Source organism: Gammaproteobacteria bacterium (assembly GCA_029862005.1).
In the GTDB taxonomy this organism is placed as follows: Bacteria; Pseudomonadota; Gammaproteobacteria.
In genome coordinates this window covers 80,719-104,754 of the sequence record JAOTYD010000002.1, presented here as the reverse complement: position 1 = coordinate 104,754, position 24,036 = coordinate 80,719, and the positions used below count along the sequence as shown (strand labels likewise).

Annotated in this window: 21 protein-coding genes; 14 read left to right on the top strand and 7 right to left on the bottom strand. The window is 53.0% G+C overall.

The window, feature by feature from the left end; translation table 11 throughout:
• Positions 1–61 precede the first annotated feature (61 nt).
• The 4 genes from OES20_02135 to lipA all read left to right on the top strand — a co-directional run bounded on the left by OES20_02135 (position 62) and on the right by lipA (position 3,171).
• Entirely contained in the window at positions 62–1,201 is a 1,140-nt protein-coding gene (locus OES20_02135) for a D-alanyl-D-alanine carboxypeptidase (protein MDH3633480.1), read from the top strand.
• Positions 1,201–1,488: a DUF493 domain-containing protein gene (locus OES20_02130; protein ID MDH3633479.1), complete on the top strand. Its 288-nt coding sequence runs from the start codon at positions 1,201–1,203 to the stop codon at positions 1,486–1,488. Before OES20_02135 ends, OES20_02130 begins: the two co-directional genes overlap by 1 nt.
• Positions 1,489–1,673: 185 nt before the next feature.
• Complete coding sequence (lipB, locus tag OES20_02125; GenBank protein MDH3633478.1) at positions 1,674–2,249, top strand: lipoyl(octanoyl) transferase LipB; 576 nt, start codon at positions 1,674–1,676, stop codon at positions 2,247–2,249.
• On the top strand, positions 2,218–3,171 hold the full coding sequence (gene lipA, locus OES20_02120; GenBank protein MDH3633477.1) for a lipoyl synthase: 954 nt from the start codon (positions 2,218–2,220) through the stop codon (positions 3,169–3,171). Before lipB ends, lipA begins: the two co-directional genes overlap by 32 nt.
• Before the next feature lie 453 nt (positions 3,172–3,624).
• On the opposite strand, the gene nadE is transcribed toward lipA, so the two are convergent.
• The 3 genes from nadE to OES20_02105 are packed head-to-tail and all read right to left on the bottom strand — an operon-like array spanning position 3,625 to position 6,244.
• Complete coding sequence (gene nadE, locus OES20_02115; protein MDH3633476.1) at positions 3,625–4,455, bottom strand: ammonia-dependent NAD(+) synthetase; 831 nt, start codon at positions 4,453–4,455, stop codon at positions 3,625–3,627.
• An 8-nt stretch (positions 4,456–4,463) separates the two neighbouring features.
• Positions 4,464–5,507 (bottom strand): aldo/keto reductase, encoded by a 1,044-nt coding sequence (locus OES20_02110; protein ID MDH3633475.1) that lies wholly within the window; start codon positions 5,505–5,507, stop codon positions 4,464–4,466.
• A complete protein-coding gene (locus tag OES20_02105; protein ID MDH3633474.1) occupies positions 5,507–6,244 on the bottom strand; it encodes an outer membrane protein assembly factor BamD in 738 nt (245 codons plus the stop codon). The genes OES20_02110 and OES20_02105 overlap by 1 nt, the downstream gene beginning before the upstream one ends.
• A 62-nt stretch (positions 6,245–6,306) precedes the next feature.
• On the opposite strand from OES20_02105, the gene rluD reads away from it, so the two are divergent.
• From rluD to OES20_02080, 5 genes are all read left to right on the top strand, one after another.
• Positions 6,307–7,251: a 23S rRNA pseudouridine(1911/1915/1917) synthase RluD gene (gene rluD, locus OES20_02100; protein MDH3633473.1), complete on the top strand. Its 945-nt coding sequence runs from the start codon at positions 6,307–6,309 to the stop codon at positions 7,249–7,251.
• On the top strand, positions 7,247–7,972 hold the full coding sequence (gene pgeF, locus OES20_02095; protein MDH3633472.1) for a peptidoglycan editing factor PgeF: 726 nt from the start codon (positions 7,247–7,249) through the stop codon (positions 7,970–7,972). The genes rluD and pgeF overlap by 5 nt, the downstream gene beginning before the upstream one ends.
• Before the next feature lie 80 nt (positions 7,973–8,052).
• Positions 8,053–10,641 (top strand): ATP-dependent chaperone ClpB, encoded by a 2,589-nt coding sequence (clpB, locus tag OES20_02090; GenBank protein MDH3633471.1) that lies wholly within the window; start codon positions 8,053–8,055, stop codon positions 10,639–10,641.
• Between the two features lie 110 nt (positions 10,642–10,751).
• Positions 10,752–13,163, top strand: coding sequence for a protein kinase (locus OES20_02085; protein MDH3633470.1), 2,412 nt, complete (start codon positions 10,752–10,754; stop codon positions 13,161–13,163).
• Between the two features lie 18 nt (positions 13,164–13,181).
• Positions 13,182–13,496: a BolA/IbaG family iron-sulfur metabolism protein gene (locus tag OES20_02080; GenBank protein MDH3633469.1), complete on the top strand. Its 315-nt coding sequence runs from the start codon at positions 13,182–13,184 to the stop codon at positions 13,494–13,496.
• Positions 13,497–13,505: 9 nt separating this feature from the next.
• Here the strand turns inward: OES20_02080 and OES20_02075 are convergent, their stop codons facing one another.
• A complete protein-coding gene (locus tag OES20_02075; protein ID MDH3633468.1) occupies positions 13,506–14,285 on the bottom strand; it encodes a hypothetical protein in 780 nt (259 codons plus the stop codon).
• 39 nt (positions 14,286–14,324) lie between these two features.
• Between OES20_02075 and OES20_02070 the strand changes: the two genes are divergently transcribed.
• The 5 genes from OES20_02070 to OES20_02050 all read left to right on the top strand — a co-directional run bounded on the left by OES20_02070 (position 14,325) and on the right by OES20_02050 (position 19,710).
• Positions 14,325–15,074, top strand: coding sequence for a hypothetical protein (locus OES20_02070; protein ID MDH3633467.1), 750 nt, complete (start codon positions 14,325–14,327; stop codon positions 15,072–15,074).
• Between the two features lie 148 nt (positions 15,075–15,222).
• Positions 15,223–15,528, top strand: coding sequence for a zinc ribbon domain-containing protein (locus tag OES20_02065; GenBank protein ID MDH3633466.1), 306 nt, complete (start codon positions 15,223–15,225; stop codon positions 15,526–15,528).
• Between the two features lie 59 nt (positions 15,529–15,587).
• On the top strand, positions 15,588–17,366 hold the full coding sequence (aspS, locus tag OES20_02060) for an aspartate--tRNA ligase (protein ID MDH3633465.1): 1,779 nt from the start codon (positions 15,588–15,590) through the stop codon (positions 17,364–17,366).
• A 64-nt stretch (positions 17,367–17,430) separates the two neighbouring features.
• Positions 17,431–18,525 (top strand): quinolinate synthase NadA, encoded by a 1,095-nt coding sequence (gene nadA / locus OES20_02055; protein ID MDH3633464.1) that lies wholly within the window; start codon positions 17,431–17,433, stop codon positions 18,523–18,525.
• A gap of 42 nt (positions 18,526–18,567) precedes the next feature.
• A complete protein-coding gene (locus OES20_02050; protein MDH3633463.1) occupies positions 18,568–19,710 on the top strand; it encodes a homoserine O-acetyltransferase in 1,143 nt (380 codons plus the stop codon).
• A gap of 202 nt (positions 19,711–19,912) precedes the next feature.
• On the opposite strand, the gene OES20_02045 is transcribed toward OES20_02050, so the two are convergent.
• The 3 genes from OES20_02045 to mutS form a co-directional block, all read right to left on the bottom strand.
• On the bottom strand, positions 19,913–20,887 hold the full coding sequence (locus OES20_02045; protein MDH3633462.1) for a GGDEF domain-containing protein: 975 nt from the start codon (positions 20,885–20,887) through the stop codon (positions 19,913–19,915).
• Between the two features lie 133 nt (positions 20,888–21,020).
• Positions 21,021–21,344 carry a ferredoxin family protein gene (locus OES20_02040; GenBank protein MDH3633461.1) on the bottom strand — a complete coding sequence of 108 codons (324 nt, stop codon included), beginning with the start codon at positions 21,342–21,344 and terminating at the stop codon, positions 21,021–21,023.
• 86 nt (positions 21,345–21,430) lie between these two features.
• A complete protein-coding gene (mutS, locus tag OES20_02035) occupies positions 21,431–24,001 on the bottom strand; it encodes a DNA mismatch repair protein MutS (protein MDH3633460.1) in 2,571 nt (856 codons plus the stop codon).
• Positions 24,002–24,036 lie beyond the last annotated feature (35 nt).

Sequence of the window (24,036 nt, the reverse complement as noted above, 5' to 3'; positions counted from 1 at the left end):
CAATGTCAGCGATCGATACAATCGCGTCTCGTTACAAGCCTGTTGTAAATACTAAGCTAATATGAAAATCGTCACGCTCTTGTTATCTGTTATTGCGTCGCTCTATTCCGCGTCAGGCTGGGCCGTCGCAAAACCCATACCGGATCCCCCGGCAATCAATGCGACAAGCTATATCCTGATCGATTTTGAATCGGGTAGAGTGCTGGCGGAGAATAATCCGGACGAACATATTGAGCCGGCCAGCATTACCAAGTTGATGACGGCTTACCTGGTAGACAAGGCTATCGCCGATGGCGACATCTCCCTGGACGACATGGTTACCATCAGCGAGAAGGCCTGGCGTATGAAAGGGTCCAAAATGTTTGTAGAGGTGGGCAAGCAGGTATCGGTTGAAGACTTGCTTAAAGGATTGATCATACAGTCAGGCAATGATGCCAGCGTGGCACTGGCCGAACATGTTGCCGGCTCGGAATCGGCCTTCGCAGGTTACATGAATCACCAGGCACAGTTACTTGGAATGACCAACAGCAATTTTGTTAACTCGACCGGATGGCCGCATAAAGATCATTACAGCAGTGCGCGCGATATCGCGGTATTAACCCAGACGGTTATCCGGGAGTTTCCGGAATCTTACCGGTTTTATAAAGAACGCGAGTTCACCTTCAATGAAATAAGGCAGTTTAATCGAAATCGACTGCTGTGGCGTGATGAAACGATAGACGGGGTGAAGACCGGCCATACCGAGGCAGCCGGGTTTTGCCTGGTGGCTTCGGCCGAGCGTGAAGAAATGCGGCTGATCTCCGTGGTGCTGGGTGCCGAATCGGACAAGGCGCGGACACAAAGCAGCCAGTCGCTTTTGAATTACGGCTTCCGGTATTTCGAAACGCATCAACTATATCGTGCCGAAGAGGTGCTTAAGACAGCGAGAGTCTGGTACGGGGAGCAGGAGCAGGTCAGCATGGGCGTGGGTAGGGATATCCATATAACGATTCCGCGGGGACGTTACGGGGATCTCGATGCTGCGATGGAAATCGACCGCGAAATTTCAGCACCTATTGCTCAAGGACAGCAACTCGGCCAGGTCAGCATAAAACTCGATGATGAACTGGTTCTGTCGGAGAACATCGTCGCGATGCAGAATGTGGCAGCAGGCAGTTTCTTTGTCAGGGCGCTGGACAGCATCAAGTTAATGTTCCGCTGATGAGCCGAGACCCGGGCGCCGGCGAATCTGCGCTGGCACTAATCGATTACCCCAGTCGGTTTCCACTCAAGGTGTTTGGCAAGCAAACCGATGATTTTGAAACTATTGTGCTGGCGTTGATCAGGTCAAAATGCCCCCAGGCAGAGCATATCGAAGTTCGTCGACGTGTCAGCAAAGGCGGGAAGTACCAGGCATTGACGCTCACTTTCACCGTTTATAGCCAACAACAGTTGGAACAGATATACCAGGACCTGTATGACTGCGAAGCGGTCGTAATGTCACTTTAGGATACAGCGCGGCGGTTGTATTTGCAGCGCCATGACTCGATTTCTTTCAAAATGCTGAATGACTCTCGTGTACACTCAAGGGTGTGGATTCTTGTCAAACTTGTTCGCTGCAGGTGACGATCTTGCCAAAGCCTATCGCAGTCAAGTACCTGGGCAGGTCTGATTACCAGAGGACCTGGGATTCGATGAGGGAGTTCACCAATCGGCGAAATCCGGAAACCCCTGATGAACTCTGGATCGTCGAGCATGCCCCGGTTTTCACCCAGGGTTTGAACGGGCGTGCCGAACACCTGCTGAATCCCGGTGATATTCCGGTTGTGCAGGTTGATCGGGGTGGCCAGATTACCTACCACGGACCGGGACAGTTGGTGCTTTACTGCCTGCTCGATATCACGCGGCTCGGCCTCGGCGTTAAAGGGCTGGTCGCCAGGATCGAAAAATCTGTCATTGATTTACTCGAGCATTACCAGTTAGCGTCACACACTCGCAAAGGAGCGCCGGGTGTTTATGTTGGTAAAGCCAAGATTGCCGCGCTTGGATTGCGCATACGAAAAGGATGTTGTTATCATGGCCTGAGTTTAAACGTGGATATGGATCTCGAGCCGTTTGCACGGATCAATCCCTGTGGATACTCGGGCCTTGCGGTCACGCAATTGAGTGACCTGGGTGTCACCGATGGGGTCGAGCAGGTGGGCCAAACACTGGCCGGCATACTTATTGGGAATTTAAGTGAAAAAGAACCAGGTTATTCAGGGCGTTAAGCTCAAGGGTGCCGACAAGGTGGCTCGTATACCGATCAAGGTTGTACCGTCCAGAACGGTGCAGCGTAAGCCGCCGTGGATACGTGCCAAGGCACCCACCGGGGACCGGGTCAGGCAGCTTAAAGCGCGCTTGCGCGAGAACAGCCTGTTTACGGTGTGCGAAGAGGCATCCTGTCCCAATCTCGGCGAGTGTTTTTCCAAGGGTACCGCCACTTTTATGATCATGGGTGATATCTGTACCCGGCGTTGCCCGTTCTGCGATGTCGGTCATGGCCGGCCGAATCCGCTGGATCGGGATGAACCGGCAAACCTGGCTCGGACGATTTGCGACATGGGACTGCGCTATGTCGTCATCACGTCGGTCGACCGGGATGATTTACGCGATGGGGGTGCGCAGCATTTCGTCGATTGCATTCATGAAACGCGCAAGCTGAATCCCGAAATCAAGATTGAGATTTTAACCCCGGACTTCCGTGGCCGCATGGATGTTGCCCTCGAAATTATGACTCAGGCGCCGCCAGACGTGTTCAATCACAACCTCGAATCGGTGCCCTCGCTGTATCGCAAAATTCGTCCGGGATCCGATTACGAGTGGTCGCTGGACCTGCTGCAAAAGTTCAAGCAACTGCACGCGCAGGTACCAACCAAGTCCGGGTTGATGCTTGGCCTCGGTGAAGAGATTGACGAGGTCAAGCAGGTCTTGCGCGATCTGCGCGCACATGACGTGAACATGCTGACCCTGGGTCAGTATCTGCAGCCCAGCCTGGATCATCTCGCCGTGGAACGCTTCGTCACACCGCAAGAGTTCGACGAGCTTGGTGCCTATGCCGAATCGATCGGCTTCGAGCAGGTCGCCAGCGGCCCGATGGTGCGCTCCTCCTACCACGCCGACCTGCAGGCCGAATCCGTCCTCAACGCTTAATTCTTTAGCTTCGAAACGCCACCTCGGGGAGAAGCTCACAAAAGACGCTGCCAACCGGCGCAAGCGCCGGTTGGTCCATCCATGGAATCGCTTGGAGCGCGGCGTCCCTGCCGCGCTACACTTTTGTGAGCTTCTCCCCGGGGTGGCCTGCAAATTTATAGACCCGTAATATTAGTCGTCCGATGTCCAAGAAAATTACTAAGTGATAGAAACAATGCGGAAGGCAACCGCAGAAGCCCCTCGCAACGTAAAGGCTGGGTGCCGAAAACGCATCGAATTTAAAGGGTCAGGCCGCATGGATGCGGCCTGTGGCGAGTCGAGACACGGATGTCGAGTCTCGCCTTGCCGTTTAAATTCGATGCGTTTTCGGGAAGCCGTAGGCCACCCAGCCAGTTGCGAGGGGCTTCTGCGGTTGCCGTTTATTGGAAAGCTCGTGCGCGGGACGATCGTTGATTATTGGTCGTAGATGGTGGCGATGGGCTGGCGCTTGTGGGCGGTGGTCAGGAAGATGTGGATGAGGCGATGCTCGGCGACGGGATCGATTTTTTTACCCTCGAGGAAATCGTCGATCTGGTCGTAGCTCAAGCCGAGAGCCTCCTCATCGGGCTTGGACGGTGCAAGTGACTCGAGATCCGCGGTCGGGATCTTGGTGATGATTTGTTCGGGTGCGCCGAGTTCCGCAGCCAGCTGTCGCACCTGGCGCTTGTTGAGCCCAAACAATGGCACCATGTCGCAGGCACCATCACCGTACTTGGTATAGAAACCAGTTACGTTTTCGGCGGAGTGATCTGTACCGAGCACCAGTCCTTCGAGCAGGCCGGCGATTTCATATTGCGCGATCATGCGCATGCGCGCCTTGACGTTACCCTTGACGAAGTCCTGCTTGGCAGATGTTTGGTCCGCCAATCCTTGTTCGGCCAGGGCCTCCAGGATTGACGCGTGGATAGCGTCGGTGCCGGGCTGGATGTTGACCGTTACGCTATGACTGGGCTTAAGGAAGTCAAGTGCCAGCTGTGCGTCGGTTTCGTCGGCCTGGGTTGCATAAGGCAGGCGAACCGCGATGAATCGATATTGGGCGTTATCCTGGTTGAGTTCGTCAATCGCAATTTGTGCCAGGCGGCCACAGGTGCAGGAATCGACACCGCCACTGATTCCCAGCACCAGTGTTTTATGGCCACTGAGTTCTAGTTGGTATTTGATAAAATCGACCCGTCGTCGGATTTCAAATTGGACATCGATTTCAGGCAGTACCTGCATTTCAGCAACAATGTCAGCTTGGTTCATCGTTTTTGCTAAAAAGGTATTGGATGGAGACGGTATACAGACTGGATATCTTCCAGCACTTCTTCACCGAGTTCAAGCTCGGCAGCCCCCAGATTTACACCCAGTTGGTCGATACTGGTAGCGCCGATAATACTTGATGTCACGAAAGGTCGCTGGTTGCAGAAGGCAATTGCCATCTGCGCGGGATCGATGCCGTGTTTTCGGGCAATCGAAACATAGACATCGACGACTGTCCAGGTATTGTCATTAACGCGACCATACATATCGGGAGTGATTGTCATGCGCGAGCCTTTCGGCCTGATGCCTTTTTGGTATTTTCCAGTCAGCATGCCACAGGCCAGCGGTGAATAGGGTAAAAGTCCGACTTTTTCGTGATGTGAAAGCTCCGCCAGATCGAGGTCATGGGTGCGATACATCAGGCTATATTCGTTTTGCAGCGAAACAACGCGCGGGAAACCATTGGCATCTGCGATTTTTAGAAATTGACAGGTTCCCCAGCAGGTCTCGTTGGAAAGACCTATGGTACGCACCTTACCTGTGGCGACCAGCTCCCCCAGGTATTCCAGGGTCGTAAAAATGTGATCCAGGGTTTCCTGACTATCCTGCTTGGTTGGATCAAAGCGCCAATTCTGGCGGAAGTGATAGTGACCTCGATTTGGCCAGTGTAATTGATACAGGTCGATGTAGTCGGTTTGCAATCGTCTCAGGCTGCCCTCGATGCTGACGCGTATTTTCTGCGGGCTTATTGCAATACCATCCTGGACGTCGGCGTTCCCTTTTCCCGCTACCTTGCTCGCCAGAATGACCCGGTCGCGTTTTCCCGAGGCCTGCAACCAGTTTCCGATTATTTCTTCGGTTTTGCCCGTCGTTTTCGCAGTCATGGGAATCGCCGGGTACAGTTCCGCGGTATCAATGAAATTAACGCCGTGATCGAGCGCGTAATCAATCTGGGCATGCCCGTCGGCTTCAGTATTTTGTGTGCCCCAGGTCATCGAGCCCAGGCAAATCTCGCTGACGTGGATATCGCTGTGACCGAGTTGCCGGTACTCCATCAGGAATCCTGGTTGTAGTTTAAATCGATTATTCTCTGGGTATCACGTGCGAGTTCGTCGAGTTCAAGTGCCTGGTAAGCCTTGAGCTGTAGCTCGAGGGTTGATTTGATCACGCTTGCGCCCTGGTAGTTTTGCAGAATAAATCTGGTTCGGTTGGCAACAGCAACCCATGCATCTCGCGTCGCGTAGTAGCTGGCAACCCGAAAATCGGCTCTGGCTAGCTCGTTGCGCAGAAAAATCATGCGCCGACCCGAATCTTCCGCGTATATGCTATCGGGAAAGCGTTGCACCAGGAGCCTGAAATCATTGTATGCAGTCAGCAAGAGGCTCTTGTCGAATTCCGACAGGTCACGCTCGGACAGTACATCGAGGATCGTGCCACCGCGTTCGAAATTGACGAGTCCTTTAAGATAATAGGCATAATCAACGGCCGGGTTACGCGGATGCAGCTTGATAAAGCGATCAATCGCGGTGATCGCGGAATCTGGCTCATTGAATTTATAGTAGGCGTAAGCGACGTCGATTTGCGCCTGGGTTGCGTGCTTACCAAATGGATATCTCGATTCCAGGGTCTCGTAGTACTCGATCGAGGTCAGGTAGTTGCCTTTGTTGAGTTCCGCGCGGGCTTCAAGATAAAACCTTTCCGCGTTCCATTCCGCGGTGGGGTCTATTTCCTCTTTGGCTGTGCCACAGGCAACCAAGGATAGTGCGAGAAGGGTGTAAGTAATGAAACGCATTGAGTTAGTTTGTTAAGATCCGGGGGGCTTGTCGAGCGAAAAACGGGTAGTATAACCAGCGCATGAAATTAATTCAGCAAAGTTTCCAGATTGGAAAGCAACAGGCTGGGAACCGCCTGGACAACGCCCTGCACCGACTACTTCCCGAATACTCGCGCGCCCGGATTCAGTCCTGGATCCAGCAGGGATTTGTCTCTGTTAATGATGAACTCTGTAAATCCAGGCAAAAGGTTGTCGACGGTGACCTGGTAGACCTCGATGTTCCCGAGCAGATCAGAATCTCCGATCGGCCGCAGGCCGTCGACTTCGAAATTCTGTACCAGGATGAAGATATTATCGTGGTCAATAAACCGGCCAACCTGGTCGTGCATCCTGCTGCCGGTCATCTGGATGGGACCCTGGTTAACGGGCTACTCGCGCATGAGTCGAGGCTTGGACAATTGCCGCGTGCCGGTATTGTGCATCGACTGGATAAGGATACCACGGGGGTCATGGTGGTTGCCCGCAACCTGACGGCGCATAGTTGGCTGATCGAGCAACTGCAACAGCGCCTGATAAAGCGTGAATACGTGGCCATTGCCCAGGGCGTTGTAACTGCAGGTCGAAGTATCGACGCCAGCATCGGTCGCCACCCTCAGAACCGCAAAAAAATGTCGGTACAGGCGGGCGGCAAGCCAGCGATCACGCATTTTCAGGTTGCGCGCAAGTTTAATCACTACAGCTTGATAAAAATACAGCTCGAAACCGGACGTACTCACCAGATTCGGGTCCATATGGCATATATCAACTATCCGTTACTCGGAGACCGCGTGTATGGAGGTCGGCAGCGCATCCCGGCCGGTATCCACGAGGCCTTGCGGCCCGTGATCCGGGACTTTAGCCGACAGGCCCTGCACGCTGAACGGCTGAGTTTCGAGCATCCGCGCAGCCACGAGCCGGTCAGCTTCGAGGCGCCCTTGCCGGGGGATTTCGAAAACTTGCTGGAGTCACTGATTCAGTATGATTAAATTGATAGAGCCGGGCTGGAGTGCACCTGCCACTGTCCGCGCCGTTACCACGACGCGTGCCGGTGGTTTCAGTCTGACTCCTTTTGACAGTCTCAACCTGGCACTGCATGTGGGTGACAATCCCGATCATGTTGCGCAAAATCGCGTGTTGCTGCAGCAGGTGCTGGACCTTCCGGCCGAACCCTGCTGGATTAACCAGACCCATGGCATTCATGCCGTTACACTGGAGCAGGGCGGCAGCCGAGACGCCGATGCCGCGATCACGCGCCAGCCTGGAACCGTCGCAGTAGTGATGACGGCAGATTGCCTGCCGATCCTGGTTTGTAATCGTGATGGCACCGAGGTTGCCGCGATACATGCCGGTTGGCGTGGCCTGCGGGCAGGAGTGATTCAGGCGACGCTTGCGAGCATGGCGTCCGTGAATGAGCAGCTGTTGGCCTGGATAGGACCGGGTATTTCGCAGGACAATTTTGAAGTGGGTGAAGAAGTTCGCACGGCGTTTGTCGATTCGATAGCTCGTGCGGAAGGCTTTTTTCACGCAAATCGTGCGGGGCACTGGCTATGTGACCTCGCAGGTCTCGCCGAGTCTGTATTGCTGGCTCAGGGTGTCAGCGAGGTTTGTCGTGATCCCGGTTGCACCTACCGTGACGCCGATCGATTTTTTTCGTACCGTCGAAATACGACTACCGGCCGCCTCGCATCTTTGATATGGATCACATAATCAGTGCGGCGCCGGGGTTGAAAAACAGGTTGTTAATCTTATTTAACCCCAATGTTTATAATGTTTAGAGGACTGAATCAATGCGTATGGATCGCTTGACCAGTAAATTTCAGGAAGCCCTGTCTGATGCACAGTCGATCGCTGTCGGTCGCGACCACCAGTTTATAGAGCCAGTGCACCTGATGATCGCTTTGCTCGATCAGCAGGGTGGATCGGTGCGTCCGATGTTCACGCATGCAGGGATTAATATTAATCTGCTGCGCTCACAACTGGGCGAGCTGCTGGAAAAGTTGCCAAGCGTTGAAGGGGCTGGTGGTGAGCTGCATATTTCAAATGCACTCGGTAAGTTGCTGAATGTCACCGACAAGCTCGCACAGGAGCGTAAAGACCAGTTTATCTCCAGCGAACTGTTCGTGCTGGCGGCGATGGAGGACAAAGGACCATTAAGCGACCTGTTAAAATCTGCGGGCGCCAGCAAGCAGGCGCTGGCCGCGGCAGTGGATGCGATTCGGGGAGGCCAGTCGGTAAACGACGCCAATGCCGAGGATCAGCGCATGGCCCTCGAAAAATACACCATCGATCTAACCGAGCGCGCCGAGCAGGGTAAGCTCGACCCGGTTATCGGGCGTGACGAGGAAATTAGACGTGCGATCCAGGTTTTACAGCGTCGCACCAAGAATAACCCGGTCCTGATTGGTGAGCCTGGCGTAGGCAAAACCGCAATCGTCGAGGGACTCGCGCAGCGCATTATTAACGGCGAAGTCCCCGAGGGGCTCAAGCACAAGCGCGTGCTTTCGCTGGACATGGGGTCCCTGATAGCGGGCGCCAAGTTTCGCGGTGAGTTTGAAGAACGCCTTAAAGCGGTACTCCATGACCTTGCCAAGCAAGAAGGCCAGATCATTCTGTTTATCGATGAGCTGCACACCATGGTTGGTGCCGGTAAGGCGGAGGGCGCGATGGATGCCGGTAACATGCTTAAACCTGCCTTGGCGCGCGGTGAATTGCATTGTATTGGCGCTACCACGCTGGATGAATACCGTCAGTACCTTGAGAAAGATGCGGCGCTTGAGCGGCGCTTCCAGAAAGTGCTGGTGCTGGAGCCGAGCGTCGAGGATACGATTGCCATACTGCGGGGGCTCAAAGAGCGCTACGAAGTTCACCATGGTGTCGATATCACCGATCCGGCGATCGTTGCGGCGGCGACACTTTCCTATCGCTATATCGCGGATCGGCAGTTACCGGACAAGGCGATTGACCTGATCGACGAGGCGGCCAGCCGAATTCGCATGGAAATAGACTCCAAGCCGGAAGACATGGATCGCCTTGAAAGACGTTTAATCCAGCTCAAGATCGAGCAGGAAGCACTGAAAAAGGAAAGTGACGCGGCGAGTGTGAAACGTCGTACGATCCTCGAGGACGAGATCGGAAAACTCGAGCGTGAATATTCCGATCTGGACGAAGTCTGGAAGGCTGAAAAGGCAGCACTGCAGGGCGCTACCCATATCAAGGAGTCGCTTGAGCGAGCCCGGCTTGATCTCGAAACCGCACAGCGGGCGGGGGATCTTGCACGCATGTCCGAGTTACAGTATGGACGTATTCCCGAGCTCGAAAAACAGCTCGATCAAGCCGTTAATGCGGAAGCGCAGGACATGAAACTGTTGATCAATAAAGTCGGTGAAGAGGAAATCGCATCGATCGTGTCGCGCTGGACCGGGATCCCGGTGGCGAAGATGCTCGGATCTGAGCGCGAGAAACTGCTTAACATGGAAACCATGTTGAGTGAACGCGTGATCGGTCAGGGAGAAGCGGTAAAGGCCGTATCGGATGCAATCAGACGATCACGCGCGGGACTGTCAGACCCGGCGCGACCGAATGGTTCGTTTCTGTTTCTCGGGCCAACCGGGGTCGGTAAAACAGAATTAACCAAGGCCCTGACCAGTTTCCTGTTCGATACCGAGGACGCCATGATCCGTATCGATATGTCGGAGTTCATGGAAAAACATAGCGTTGCACGCCTGGTGGGTGCTCCCCCCGGGTATGTCGGGTACGAAGAAGGCGGATACCTGACCGAGGCAGTGCGGCGTCGACCCTACTCGGTAATCCTGCTGGACGAGATCGAGAAAGCGCATCCGGATGTTTTCAATATTCTGTTGCAGGTACTGGATGACGGCCGGCTCACGGATGGCCAGGGACGCACGGTTGACTTTCGCAATTGCGTCATCGTCATGACCTCGAATCTCGGCTCGACCGAGATCCAGGCCATGGCGGGTGAACAGAACTATGAACAAATCAAGCAGGCCGTGATGGCGCAGGTGTCAAATCATTTCAGGCCCGAATTCATCAATCGTATCGATGAATCGGTCGTTTTCCACTCTTTAACCCGGGAGCAGATCAGGGCTATCGCGCAGATTCAGTTGCAGGCATTAGCCGAGCGTCTGAAAGAGAAGGACATGGATATTTCATTTAGCGATGCGGCACTGGATATGCTTGGTGAGCTCGGTTTCGACCCGGTATATGGTGCACGACCATTGAAGCGCGAAATTCAGCAGGCGATTGAAAACCCGATTGCGATGTCGATCCTGGCCGGAGATTTTGTGGCTGGTGAACAGATTTCGGTCGACATCGGCGACGGGCAGCAGTTCAGCTTTAGCAAACAGCGCCTGCATTAAAAACTGGTGCGTGATAAATAAGATTAAGCTAGCCTCTTTAGGCAATTTTACAGCTATAATCCTGTCGTAAAGTTAGTATTTGCGCAGATCTAAGACGAAATTATAAAAACATGGCGGTGTTAGGCTCAATTCTTTTCAAAAGAACGCTGAAACAATTTCTGGATTGTGATGATCTGGAGAGTGATAAAGGCGTTGCGCTGGTTGAAAAGCTGCGTCAATCCTCGAAGGATTCGCTGGAGCATTTGATTCAGGTGATCCCGGAAACCTCTGGCGTACACCAGGCCATGTTGACCGAGATTTGCCTGGAGAATGCCGAGGGCAGTAACGAAGAGCTGTTTCTGCGAAGCCTCGATAGCGACGCCACCAAGATTCGGTCAACCGCGGCCTCGATACTCTCAAAGTCAGAACAGGTCAATCCCAGCAAACTGTTCAAGAAACTGCATGAATCCGATGCTTCGAAAACCGAAGTGATCGATATTCTTGCCTTTCAGCGCGAGCGGATCAAACCCGAGCAGATTATATCCAACGCCCTCAAGCTGGATAAAACTCACGCCGAGCAATTACTCAAGCTGGCGCCCGATTCTCTGATCCCTCTGGACCTGGAGGTGCTGCACATTGAACCCGAGTCGATCGGCAGCCCGTCGGTTAAAATAATGTTGTTGCGTTATTTTGCGCAGGTAGACCAGGCACCCGTGGCGCAACAGATTGCAAAGTTTTTAACGGATGAAAACAAGACGGTCGTGATCGAAGCGCTGAAAGCGCTGAAAAACCTGCCGGTCAAGTTTGATGCGTCGGTATTGTTGCCTTTTGTCGAATCCATGTCAGACGTCGAGCGCGAAATGGCAATCGAGGTATTACAGGTACAGGCCGATGCTGAACTGGTGCCAAAGCTGGCGCCCTGGACCTGCGGCAAATCAGACAGTATTCGCGAGCTTTTCATCAAGCTTTTCGTCAAGTATGTCACGCCCGAAGGCCTCGAAAATTTTTTAAAACTGCTCGAGCAGCAGGAATGGTGGGGCAAGGAGCAATCTCTGAAATGTTTGCAAAAGTTAGGCAATGAACAGCTTTATAACGCGGCCGACGGTCTAACCAGTCACGAAAACGAATTTATTCGCGAACAGGCGCAGCGATTTGCGGCACAAAATATCGACTCATCGGATCTCGAGCAGCTGTGGGAAAACGCGTTGCATGAAAACTGGCAGGTACGCGATGGCGCGATAGCGTCCATTGGCAGAACAAACAAACGCGAATCGGTTGATATCCTGAGAAAAGTCATTAAAAAATGGCCCGAATCGGCGCCCGCGGTGTTAAAAGCGATCGGTGATCTCGGATTTAGCAAAGGACTTGAAATTGCTTTTGCCTGCCTGCGGATGCCCGAGGCGCTGGTACAGCGGGAAGCGCTCGAAGCGATCGGCAAACTCACGTCCAAGCGACATGCAAAGACCGTGCGCGACAAGTTGATGCAAAAAGTTCCAACTTTACAGGCTACGGTACGCGATACTGCTGGAGAAGTTGTCAATCGATTAACTGATGAATTCGGATTACCCCGGCTCAATGTTGACCAGGCAACTTATTTCGATACCCGCCTGATCAAGTTTGAAGATACCCAGTCAGTCGATCAGGGCGGCCAGAAGACCAATGCTGCGCAGGTAGCAGAAGTAGCGCCACCGCAGGTTCTAAACATCGAGGACTTCAAGAAGGGGGACCTGTGGCTGGATCGATATCTTATCGACAAGGAAATCGGGCGTGGCGCGATGGGGCGGGTCATGCTGGCCATGGACGAAATGGTCGGTGAACCCCTGATTTTGAAATTTATGCATCCTGAGCTGACCGCGGAGGAATCATCCCGTGAACGATTCCTGCGGGAAGTAAAATATTCGCGCAGGGTAAGTCATCCCAACGTCATTCGTATCCATGACATGTTGTCCAAGGACAACCTGAGTGCAATATCAATGGAGTATTTTGATAGCAAGGGAATCGATGACTATCTCAAGGAAAAAAAGTATTTTGAACCCGATGAGGGTCTCGATATTCTGTTGCAGGTTGCCAACGGCATGGCCGCAGCACATAATCAGGAAGTTATCCATCGTGATTTAAAACCAAGTAACATACTCATGAATGACGAAGGCCTGGTCAAGGTCGTCGATTTCGGTATTGCCTCCGCGTCATCCAATACCGACTCGACCCTGACCAAGACCGGGTCAATTATCGGAACGCCGGCCTACCTGTCACCGGAGCGTGCCAAGGGGCAGGAAGCCGATCATCGCAGCGATATTTACGCGCTGGGCATCATTGCCTACGGTATGTTTACCGGGCAGCTTCCCTATACCGGCGAGCCCATGTCGCTGCTGTTCCAACACCTCGAGGGTAAAGCCATTCCGGTGTATGAGCTCAGGCAGGAAGTGGGTAAGCCTATCAGCCAGCTGGTTCAGAAACTGATGGCTGTTGAGCTCGAAGATCGATTTCAGACGATGGAAGAGGTCGCTGAAGCGATCAAAAATGTACAGCAGAAAATGAAATAAGCTACGGGTTTAAAGCATATGTCAATCCAGGCCACTATCGAGCGCAAACTAGCCAGTGAATTTGATGCCGATTTTCTGCAGGTCGAGAATGAAAGCCACAGGCATAATGTCGCCCCGGGCTCGGAATCGCACTTCAAGGTTACGATCGTCAGCGATGTGTTCAACGATCAAATTCTGATCAAGCGTCACCGTATGGTCAACCAGGCCCTGCAGCAGGAAATGCAGCAGATCCATGCACTGGCACTGCATACGCTGACCCCGGATGAATGGAAGTCACGCGCGGGTAAAGTGGTTGACTCTCCAAAATGCCGCGGCGGCGGAAAAAACCAGTAGCTTTGAATTCTAGATAACTCCCCGGCCCACCGGATTAGTGTTGTAAATCACGGATAGCACGCCCACCAGATTAAATCCAAGGCGTTGTGACAGACTGGTCGCATGTTCTATATTCTGCGTCATATCGCGGCCGGGTTGGGGAGAGCAAATTCCATAAGCGATTGTATTTTCAAGTCCTTTAACCGGCAGACACAAGGTTTGACCGTCAAACACCAGTCGCAGGTCCCGGTAGAAGCGCTTGAAGTCATGTTCGCTATCGATGATCAGGTTGTAAGCGAGGGCACCTCGCCACGTAAGCAGTCGGTAGAGCTTGTCGATGCTCTCTTTCTCAAGCAGCCAGGCAGGTGATTGCGAGCCGTTAAAGATATCCACGAGAACCAGGTCATAGCTTTGCTCGCAATCTGTAATGAAGCGGGCTGCATCATCATAAACATAGTCGAGCCCTGTCCGTACAGGCGGCAGGATTTCCTTTTTCAATAGCTGCTCGATCAACTCGGCATCGATGTCGACCGTGGTAATTTCGGAATGGGGGTAATGATGGTTAAGGAAATACAGCAATGATCCGGCCGCGGTACCAAGCATCAGGATTCGTTCGGGTTCGGGGATGAAGAGCAGTACTGCCATCAGGTGTTCGAGATTCTTGAGTTCGAGGCGGTGGGGGTTTTCCAGGTTAACCATGCTTTGTAGTGCATTGTCTCTGCTGCGCAGTTCTACACGTCCCTGGTGGTAACACACGTCGATAGAATTTTGGGCCGTTACGATCTTGAAATTTTCAAATTTCTCTACCATATTCTATCCATCACACTGATTACTGCCGGGTCTCGTGCCTTGTTACGATTTACCAAACCATTACTGATTACCAAGCTAAAAGCAACCGCGATTCACATGAGTTTAAGTCTCGTGGTTTTTGTTTACCTGGTTTACCAGATTTATTACAACTGGTATCCAGAACCCTATTTTTCAGTCGACGGCGGTTGGCAGGGAATTCGCCTGGTGGCGGCGGTTGATCTGGTTTTAGGACCCTTCATTACTTTCCTGATATTTGATCTGAGCAAGAGTCGCAAAGAAATTGTATTTGACCTGGTGACGATCATGGTGATCCAGTTTGGCGCACTTGCCTACGGTGTCTATGCGACCTATAGCCAGCGACCGGTGGCAATTGTCCTTATCGATGAATACGTCATCACAGCGATAATGGAGCATTATGGTGGCAGCTTGAGTTCTGAAAACATACTGAAACAGTATAGTGACGAAAAACCACCAATTGTTTACGCTCATCTCGAGCAAAATGCTGAGGTGATCGCCGAGATAAATCGAATCAAGATCGAGGAAAAGATACTTGAGCACGCCCAGCTCAATCTCTACCGATCGCAACCGCAACTGAAAGAGGCTTTAAAAGAGCGGCAGGAACTGTTTTACGAGCGCATGGAATTCTACGAGGCCACGGATAAATACGATACCTGGTTACAGCAGAATCAAAAAACCAGGGAAGAAGTTCTGGTTGCGCGGTTTGATGGCCGCTATGGGGCAGTCTGGCTGGTATTTGATCTGGAAGGCAAGTATTTGTCTTATTTTTGATCAATTGACGTCTTAGCCGTGCCCGGGCAGGGTATAGGTTGGTTCTCATGTTGGAAATTACTCCAGACTATTATAAAATCCCGTGCCTTTTCGAAAGATTTGGGTTGCTGCTATAACCGACTCGCGGGATAGTATTTCGGAGATATCGATGCCAATTTACGAATATGTTTGTAATGCGTGCGGCCATGAACTTGACGCACTGCAGAAAATGAGCGATCCGCCGCTTAGTAACTGTCCTGCCTGCGAAAAAGAAGCGCTGAAAAAGAAAATCTCTGCGCCAGGTTTCCGGTTGAGCGGTTCAGGTTGGTACGAGACCGACTTTAAATCCGACAAGCAGAAGAATTTATCGAAAGCGGACAGCACGGACAAGGATTCATCGGGCAAATCGTCGGATAAAACATCGGCGAAACCAGATGGCAAGGAAAAGGCATCCAGTAAAGAGGCCACAGCCTGAAAAATGGTTCGGCGACCACGCCGGGCGTTGCCTAATTTAATCTATTCGGATAAGTCAATATGCGCACGCATTATTGTGGTGAGCTCAATCAGCAATCTATCGATCAGGTGATCAGCGTATGCGGCTGGGTCAATCGCCGCCGTGACCACGGCGGGGTAATCTTTGTTGATTTACGCGACAAAAAGGGGATTTTGCAGGTTGTTTTTGATCCTGATGACGCGGCCATGTTTACGCAGGCCGAAACACTACGCAACGAATTTGTACTCAGGGTTGAGGGAAAGCTTCGCATCCGGCCCGAAGGCACCAACAATCCAGAGATGGCTACCGGCGAAGTCGAATTACTGGCGCATAAACTGGAAATCCTGAATGCATCCGAAACCCCGCCTTTCCAGCTCGACGACGAGGACGTTCACGACGACAACCGTTTAAAGTATCGTTATGTTGACCTGCGTAGGCCGGAAATGCAGTACCGTATGCAGTTGCGCGCGCAGGTGACGCGCTTTTTACGCGGCTGGCTGGAAGACAACGAATACCTCGACATTGAAACCCCGATGTTGACCCGGGCAACACCGGAAGGTGCGCGTGACTACCTGGTGCCAAGTCGCACGCATCCCGGTGCGTTTTTTGCACTACCGCAATCGCCACAACTGTTCAAGCAGCTACTTATGATGTCGGGTATGGATCGCTATTACCAGATTGTTCGCTGCTTCCGCGACGAGGATTTACGCGCTGATCGACAGCCCGAATTTACACAACTGGATCTAGAGACCTCTTTCATGGATGAAGATCAGATCATGGCGCAGATGGAGACCATGATGCGCGGCCTGTTCACCGAGGTGCTCTCGGCCGAGGTCGAGGGCGAATTTCCGCGTATGTCCTGGGCAGAGGCAATGGAACGCTTTGGCTCGGATAAGCCCGATTTGCGCATCAAGCTGGAGCTGCGAACCATTTCCGATGTACTCGAAAAAGTTGAGTTCAAGGTATTTTCTGGTCCGGCAAATGATCCCGAGGGCAGGGTAGCGGCGTTACGCGTGCCGGCAGGTAACGAGTTGACGCGTAAAGAAATCGATGACTACACCAGTTATGTGGGTCAGTACGGCGCTAAAGGGCTGGCTTACATAAAATGTAACGATGTTTCCCAGGGGCGGGAAGGCCTGCAATCGCCGATCCTCAAATTCCTGCCCGATGATGCAATACAGGTTATTCTCGAGCGTACCGGTGCCCAGTCGGGTGATCTGATTTTCTTTGGCGCCGACAAGGCGAGCGTGGTGAATGAGTCACTGGGCGCTTTGCGCCTGAAGGTCGGGCAGGACCGTGACCTGGTCGAAGCTGGCTGGCGCTTCCTGTGGGTGGTTGATTTCCCGATGTTCGAACATGACGGGAGCGAAAACCGCTGGAGTGCTCTCCATCACCCGTTTACAGCACCGGCCACCGATAACCCCGACGAGCTCGAGGCGGATCCGGGTGGGATGTTGTCGCGCGCCTACGATATGGTATTGAACGGAACCGAACTCGGTGGCGGTTCGATACGTATACATAACCTTGACATGCAGCATCGAGTCTTCAAGTTACTTGGAATAGAAAAACAGGAGGCAGAAGAGAAGTTCGGCTTTCTACTCACCGCGCTGAAATACGGCTGCCCGCCGCATGGCGGGATTGCTTTCGGGCTTGATCGCCTGGTCATGCTAATGGCAGGCGCGAACTCGATTCGCGACGTCATGGCATTTCCCAAGACGCAAACGGCTGCCTGCCTGCTGACCCGGGCGCCTGCCGAGGTGAGCGAACGGCAGCTACGCGAGCTATCGATTCGGTTGCGCAAGCCCCAGGGCGAGCAATAGCGTCGTTGGCAGCAGATGCTGCAGGTGATAGACTTTTTGATTCGTCTGACAAATAGTATCAATAATGGCCGCTGCCGCAATCGATCTGCAACCCTACGCGTCCCTGAACGACAAGGATTGTGATAAGCGCATCATCCGTGCCAAGGAGGCGCTGGGTGATCGTGTGGTTATTCTCGGTCATCATTACCAGCGTGATGAGATATTCAAGCACGCAGATTTCTCAGGCGATTCGCTAAAACTATCGCGCCAGGCGGCTGACTCGAAGGCTGAGTACATCGTCTTTTGCGGCGTGCACTTCATGGCGGAAGTGGCAGATATCATCTCGCGTCCCGAACAGGTTTCCATTCTGCCGGATTTGTCAGCCGGCTGCTCAATGGCCGATATGGCCGATCTGGAACAGGTTCAGCGTGCCTGGGACGAATTGAACACGGTACTGGACGCGGATGAATGCATTACCCCGGTGACTTATATCAATTCAGCGGCAAACCTGAAATCTTTTTGTGGTCAGCATAGGGGTATTGTCTGCACCTCCACCAACGCGCAGAAAATTCTCGACTGGTCGTTCGAGCGCCGCGAGAAGGTATTATTTTTCCCGGATCAGCATCTCGGCAGAAACACGGGTTACAGGATGGGGATCCCGCTCGAAGAAATGGTGGTCTGGGATTATGGCCTGCCGATGGGGGGTTTGACCGCGGAGCAGATCAAGGGGGCCAGGATGATACTCTGGAAGGGATTTTGCTCGGTGCACCAGATGTTCAAACCCGAGCAGATCGAAAGCTTTCGCCGCGAGTTTCCGGATGGCTTCGTCATATCTCATCCCGAGGCCAGTTTCGAGGTCTGCCAGATGTCGGATTATGTCGGATCGACCGAATACATTATCAGGACGATCACCGAGGCCGAGCCGGGTACGCAATGGCTGGTTGGAACAGAGCTGAATCTGGTCAATCGATTGCACCAGACGCTGGCCAGCGAAAACAAGACGGTACAATTCATGTCGCCCATTGTGTGCATGTGCTCGACCATGTTTCGTATCGATCCCCAGCACTTGGCGTGGGTGCTCGAGAACCTGGTCGAAGGGAATATTGTTAATCAAATCTCGGTACCAGAAGACGTTGCGAACAATGCACGCATTGCGCTGCAACGAATGTTGGATATCTAAAACACCCCTGCCCACAGGATAATAAGATACAGGGCCGCGCTTATGGCAGACGAAGAAAACGCGTATAGCTTTGCGACCAAGGCCACCCGGCAGCAAACACTGAAACTGGACGAAACCGGTTTCAGCATGTGGCGTGGCGGTAACCTGCCCGAGGTAACGCTGGCCTTCGAATCCTGGGGAACCCTTTCAGCAGCAGCAGATAACGCAATACTGATATTTACCGGCCTGTCGCCGAGCGCGCATGCCGCATCGTCCGACGAGGATTCGTCACCGGGATGGTGGGAATACATGATAGGGCCGGGCAAGGCGATCGATACCAATCGATTTTACGTGGTTTGTGCCAATACCCTCGGCGGATGTTACGGCAGTACCGGGCCGGGATCGATCAATCCTGAAACCGATGAAAACTACGGCGCCGATTTCCCGGATGTGACCGTAGAGGATATTGCGAGCTCCGGGTACTACCTGATGCGCGAGCTCGGTGTCGAAAAACTGCATGCCGCGGTAGGCTCGTCAATGGGCGGCATGTCTTCAATCGCATATGCGATGCAGTATCCAGGCAATATCGGGTACCTGGTATCGATCTCGGCAGCTACGCAGGCGCTGCCATTGACGATTGCACTGCGCTCCCTGCAACGTGAAATTATTCGCAGCGATCCCGCCTGGAACGGGGGGCAGTATACCCTGGACAGCAAGCCGCTGGTGGGCATGTCACTGGCACGCAAGTTGGGTCTGGTGTCTTACCGGGCCGCGGACGAATGGAATTCCAAGTTTGATCGCAGTCGCCTGCCGGCTGAAAAGCTTACCGGCGAGCGTTTCGAACGCGAATTCGAGATCGAGAACTACCTCGAGTACAACGCACAAAAATTCATCAATAGTTTTGATCCCAATAGTTACCTGTACTTGTCGCGCGCGATGGACTGGTTCGATATTGCCGAACATGGCGACTCGATTAGTGACGGGATGTCAAAAATCAAGGTTAACAAGGCGCTCGTAGTAGGAGTGACTACGGATATCCTGTTTCCTTCCAGGCAGCAAAAGGAGATCGCTGACATTATGCGGGAGACCGGAACAGATGTTGACTATGTGGAAATCGATTCGGCCAACGGTCACGATGCATTCCTGATTGACGACGAACAGTTTTCCCCCGTGGTCAAAAAATTCCTCGACGAATCTGTCGCGTAATTATCACCCCCGCGCAAGCCGGGGATCTTGCCGCAATTCGCAATTTCAAACGGGGGCGTCCATTCAATCTCAGCCAAGATAAGTTGCTGCAAGGGTGGGTGGAAAACATTTTTGACGGGCAAAAATGTATTCCACCCGCAACAACTGGCGTCGGTGTGTTAATCGGGTCGGGAAAACTGGTCAGGTTATGGGAGGGCGTTTCCTAGAAGAGTTCGACGCTGGGGGAGCTGGGTGCCTTTACAGCCGGTATCAATTCTTTTTCGAGCAACTCCTGGTAGCTATGCACCGCGTTGCGCGTGCTTGTCTTGCAGTAATAGAGTGCATTATCGGCCTGGCCAATTAGCTCATCTATCGAAAGGTGTTTGTCGAACTCGGTAAATCCGATACTGACTGTTACCTGTTCGACATTCGGGAAATCATGACTGGCGATTTTTTCTCTGAAGCGCTCCAGCGATTGTTGCGCCTGTTCGGTTGTGATATCCATGAGCACCATCGCGAACTCTTCACCACCATAGCGAAACAGCAGATCATTTTCGCGGAACGAATCGGTCATCAGTTGCGCCAGTATCAACAATACCTCGTCACCGAACAGGTGTCCCAGGCTGTCATTAATCGATTTGAAACGATCTATGTCCAGCATGACGAATACCGAGGGTGATAAATTTATCGCGCGCCGTCTGTGATTGCTGGAACGGTCCAGCAGTTGCAGTATCTTCTCGTTGAATGCACGCCGGTTATAGAGACCAGTCAGCGCGTCACGGTAGGTGCCCTGAAGCATTTGCAACTGGTGGCAATAAAAATGAAACAGGAACTGCAGGTATTCCTCTTCGATCAGCTTGTCAGGCTCGCTGGATTTGACGAGCAGCACGAAATGCTTGGTGGACAGGGGTTTGTAGCTGCAAAACCAGCCCCCGGTTTTGCTGTCGTAGTACCAGCTCCCGTGATCTGATGCCCCGAATTCGCGCTCCAGGGTGGCAACAATGGGCTCGGAAATATTCTGGTCGAGACCGCCACTTGGGGTCAGACGGTTCCAGCGGTTATCGCTGTGCTCAAAAACCTCGATTTCTATTTCATTTGCATGGCCCGGCGCAATCTGTTGCCGAAATGCCTCGTATAAAAGTTCAGGATCGTTAATCTTCGCAAGTGCGTAAAAAGAATAGTAATTGCATTCTGCCATGATGCCCTTCCGCCCGAACTCGGAGGTTTGAGAAAAACTTGCGAGAAAGTTTCTGGATCAGTCGTTAGCCGATTTTAGAGACGGGTCTGATCAAAGTCAAAACCTAGCCCCGGCTCGCAGGCGGGAGAAGTGGTTAGCGTTCCAGGTACTGAAGTTTATCGGGCACACCTTCCCATTCAGCGGCATCGTCAGGTGGCGGTTTACTGGCGGTAATGACCGGCCATTGCTGGGACAGTTCTTCGTTCAGTTCAAGAAATTGTTCCTGGCCCTCGGGGATATCATCTTCGGAAACGATCGCTTCAATCGGACATTCCGGTTCGCACAGGGTGCAGTCAATGCACTCTTCAGGATCGATGACGAGGAAGTTGGGTCCTTCGTGAAAGCAATCGACCGGGCATACATCGACACAGTCCATGTATTTACATCTGATGCAGTTTTCAAGAACAATGAATGTCATTGTTTACCCCTTGGGTTACCCGTTTTAGCGAAAGTGCAGTTTAAATTGGCGCCCGCAAAAATCAAGCGGGTTAGCGTATTTATGGTTTATGATCCGGTCAGGCTTTTCAGGCGGTAAATCAGTTCCAGCGCCTGTTTGGGACTCAACTCATCAGGATCGATGGACTCGAGCTCGGCAATCAAAGCATGCGATGACGTTTCCTCGGTCGGAACAGCCGCGGTAAATAAATCTCCCTGCGCCTGTGTCGATTGCTGCTCGAGCAAGTGGAGTTTATGGCGTGCCAGCTTTATCGCCTGCACGGGGATGCCGGCGAGGCGTGCAACCTGCAGTCCGTAACTCTGGTTTGCCGGGCCTGGTTTTACGCTGTGCATGAAAATAATATCGTCACCATGCTCGACCGCATCCAGGTGAACGTTTTTAATGTTCTGATAGTGCTCGGGTAGCTGGGTTAACTCGAAGTAATGAGTGGCAAACAGGGTCAACGCGTTTGATTTCTGTGCCAGGTGATCAGCACAGGCCCAGGCCAGAGCCAGGCCGTCAAAGGTACTGGTGCCGCGCCCGATCTCATCCATCAGAACCAGGCTGTTGGCACTGGCATTGTTCAGAATGTTTGCCGCCTCGGTCATTTCCACCATGAATGTCGAGCGTCCACTGGAAAGGTCATCGCTGGCACCGATACGGGTAAATACCTGGTCGATCGGGCCGAGCAGCGCCTTGCGGGCGGGCACGTAGCTACCCATGTAGGCAAGGATTACGATCAGGGCGGTTTGTCGCATATAGGTTGATTTGCCACCCATGTTGGGGCCGGTAATCAGAAGCATGCTGGTATCTTCATCGAGATGCAGATCATTGGCGATAAATGGCTGTTCGAGCACCTGTTCCACCACCGGGTGTCTACCGGCTTCGATTTCGAGCAGCCGGGCATCGGTTAGTTCGGGTGCACTCCAGTCGTGCGCGTTCGCACCGACCGAAAAGCAGTTCAGCACATCCAGTTGCGCCAGTGCCAGTGCGCATTGCTGCAGTTCGGGCAGGTTTTCCACGAGCTGTTTCAACAATGCCTCGTAGAGATACTTTTCCCGTGCCAGGGCGCGTTCGCGCGCGCTCAGCACCTTGTCCTCGAATGCCTTGAGCTCGGGCGTGATGTAGCGTTCAACGGCTTTCAGGGTTTGTCGTCGGACGTAGTCGTCCGGTACTCCGTCACTCTGCGATTTGCTGACTTCAATGTAAAATCCATGGACGCGGTTATAAGCGACCTTGAGCGAGTTGATACCCGTCTTTTGCTGCTCCTGCGACTCCAGATCGAGCAGGAACTGATCAGCATTGGCGCTGAGCGCTCGCAATTCATCGAGCTCGGGATCAAATCCTGTTTTGATAACACCGCCATCTCGAATCAACAGGGGCGGCTCATCGATAATCGCGGCATCGAGCAGTGCCACGACCTCGGGATGAGTGCTGATGCCTGTTGACAGTTGCTGTAGTAAGGGGCTGTCGAGTCTCCCCAGCTGTTGCTGCAATGCTGGTAATGCCTGCAGGGTCGATGCCAGGGTCGACAGGTCGCGAGGTCGGGCCGATAGCAGCGCAATCCGGGCCAGGACCCGTTCGATATCGCCGATTTCGACGAGAGTCTCGCGCAGGATTTCAAATTCCTGGTTATCGAGCAGGGTCGCGACGGCGTGATGGCGTTGACGCACCTGGTTCTGATCGCGCAGGGGTTTCTGTATCCAGCGTGTCAGTTCGCGATGCCCCATCGTGGTACTGCAGAAATTGATCACGTTGAACAGGCTGTTTTGCGGCGATTGTTCGCTGAATGAACGGATCAGCTCGAGGTTGCGGCGGCTGTTGGCGTCGATCAGCAGCAAATCGCTGACGGCTTCGTAACGCAACGGCTGCAGATGATTGATCTCGGTTCTAAGCGTGTCGTTGACATACTGCAACAGGCAACCGGCTGCACTGATGGCGATGCTAGATTCGACAATGCCGAACCCTTGCAGGCTGGCGGTACGGTATTGCTCGCACAGTAACCGCGTCGCGGTATCCAGCTCGAAATGCCAGGGTGGCATCGCGTGGGCCTGTTGCATGTAGATCGAATCGAGTGGCAGCAGCTGATCTTCGCAGTAAATGATTTCGGCGGGATTGAGTCGCGCAACTTCACTGCTCAGCAATTCGTCGCTATCAAGTTCGCTCAAACTGAAACGGCCCGAGCTGATTTCGAGGGCCGCCAGTCCCCAACCCGAAGGCTGTCGATAAATACAGCACAGCAGGTTTTCAATACGATCCTGCAACAGCGCTTCGTCGGTCAAAGTGCCGGGCGTCACCACGCGCACGACCTTGCGCTCGACCGGGCCTTTGCTGGCGGCTGGATCACCGATTTGTTCACAAATGGCGACAGATTCCCCTTTTCTCACCAGTTTGCCGAGGTAGCTGTCGACGGCGTGATAAGGTACCCCGCACATCGGTATCGGCTCACCGCTGGATTGGCCGCGCCGGGTCAGGGTAATATCCAGCAGACCTGCGGCCTTGCGTGCATCCTCGTAAAACAGCTCGTAGAAATCGCCCATACGATAAAACAGCAGTGTTTCGGGATGATCGGCCTTGATGCGCAGGTATTGCTGCATCATGGGGGTGTGTGGCTTCAGGCTTGATTCTAGTTGACCCATATAGGGGAGGTTACATTTCTCAGCTTAAAAAACTG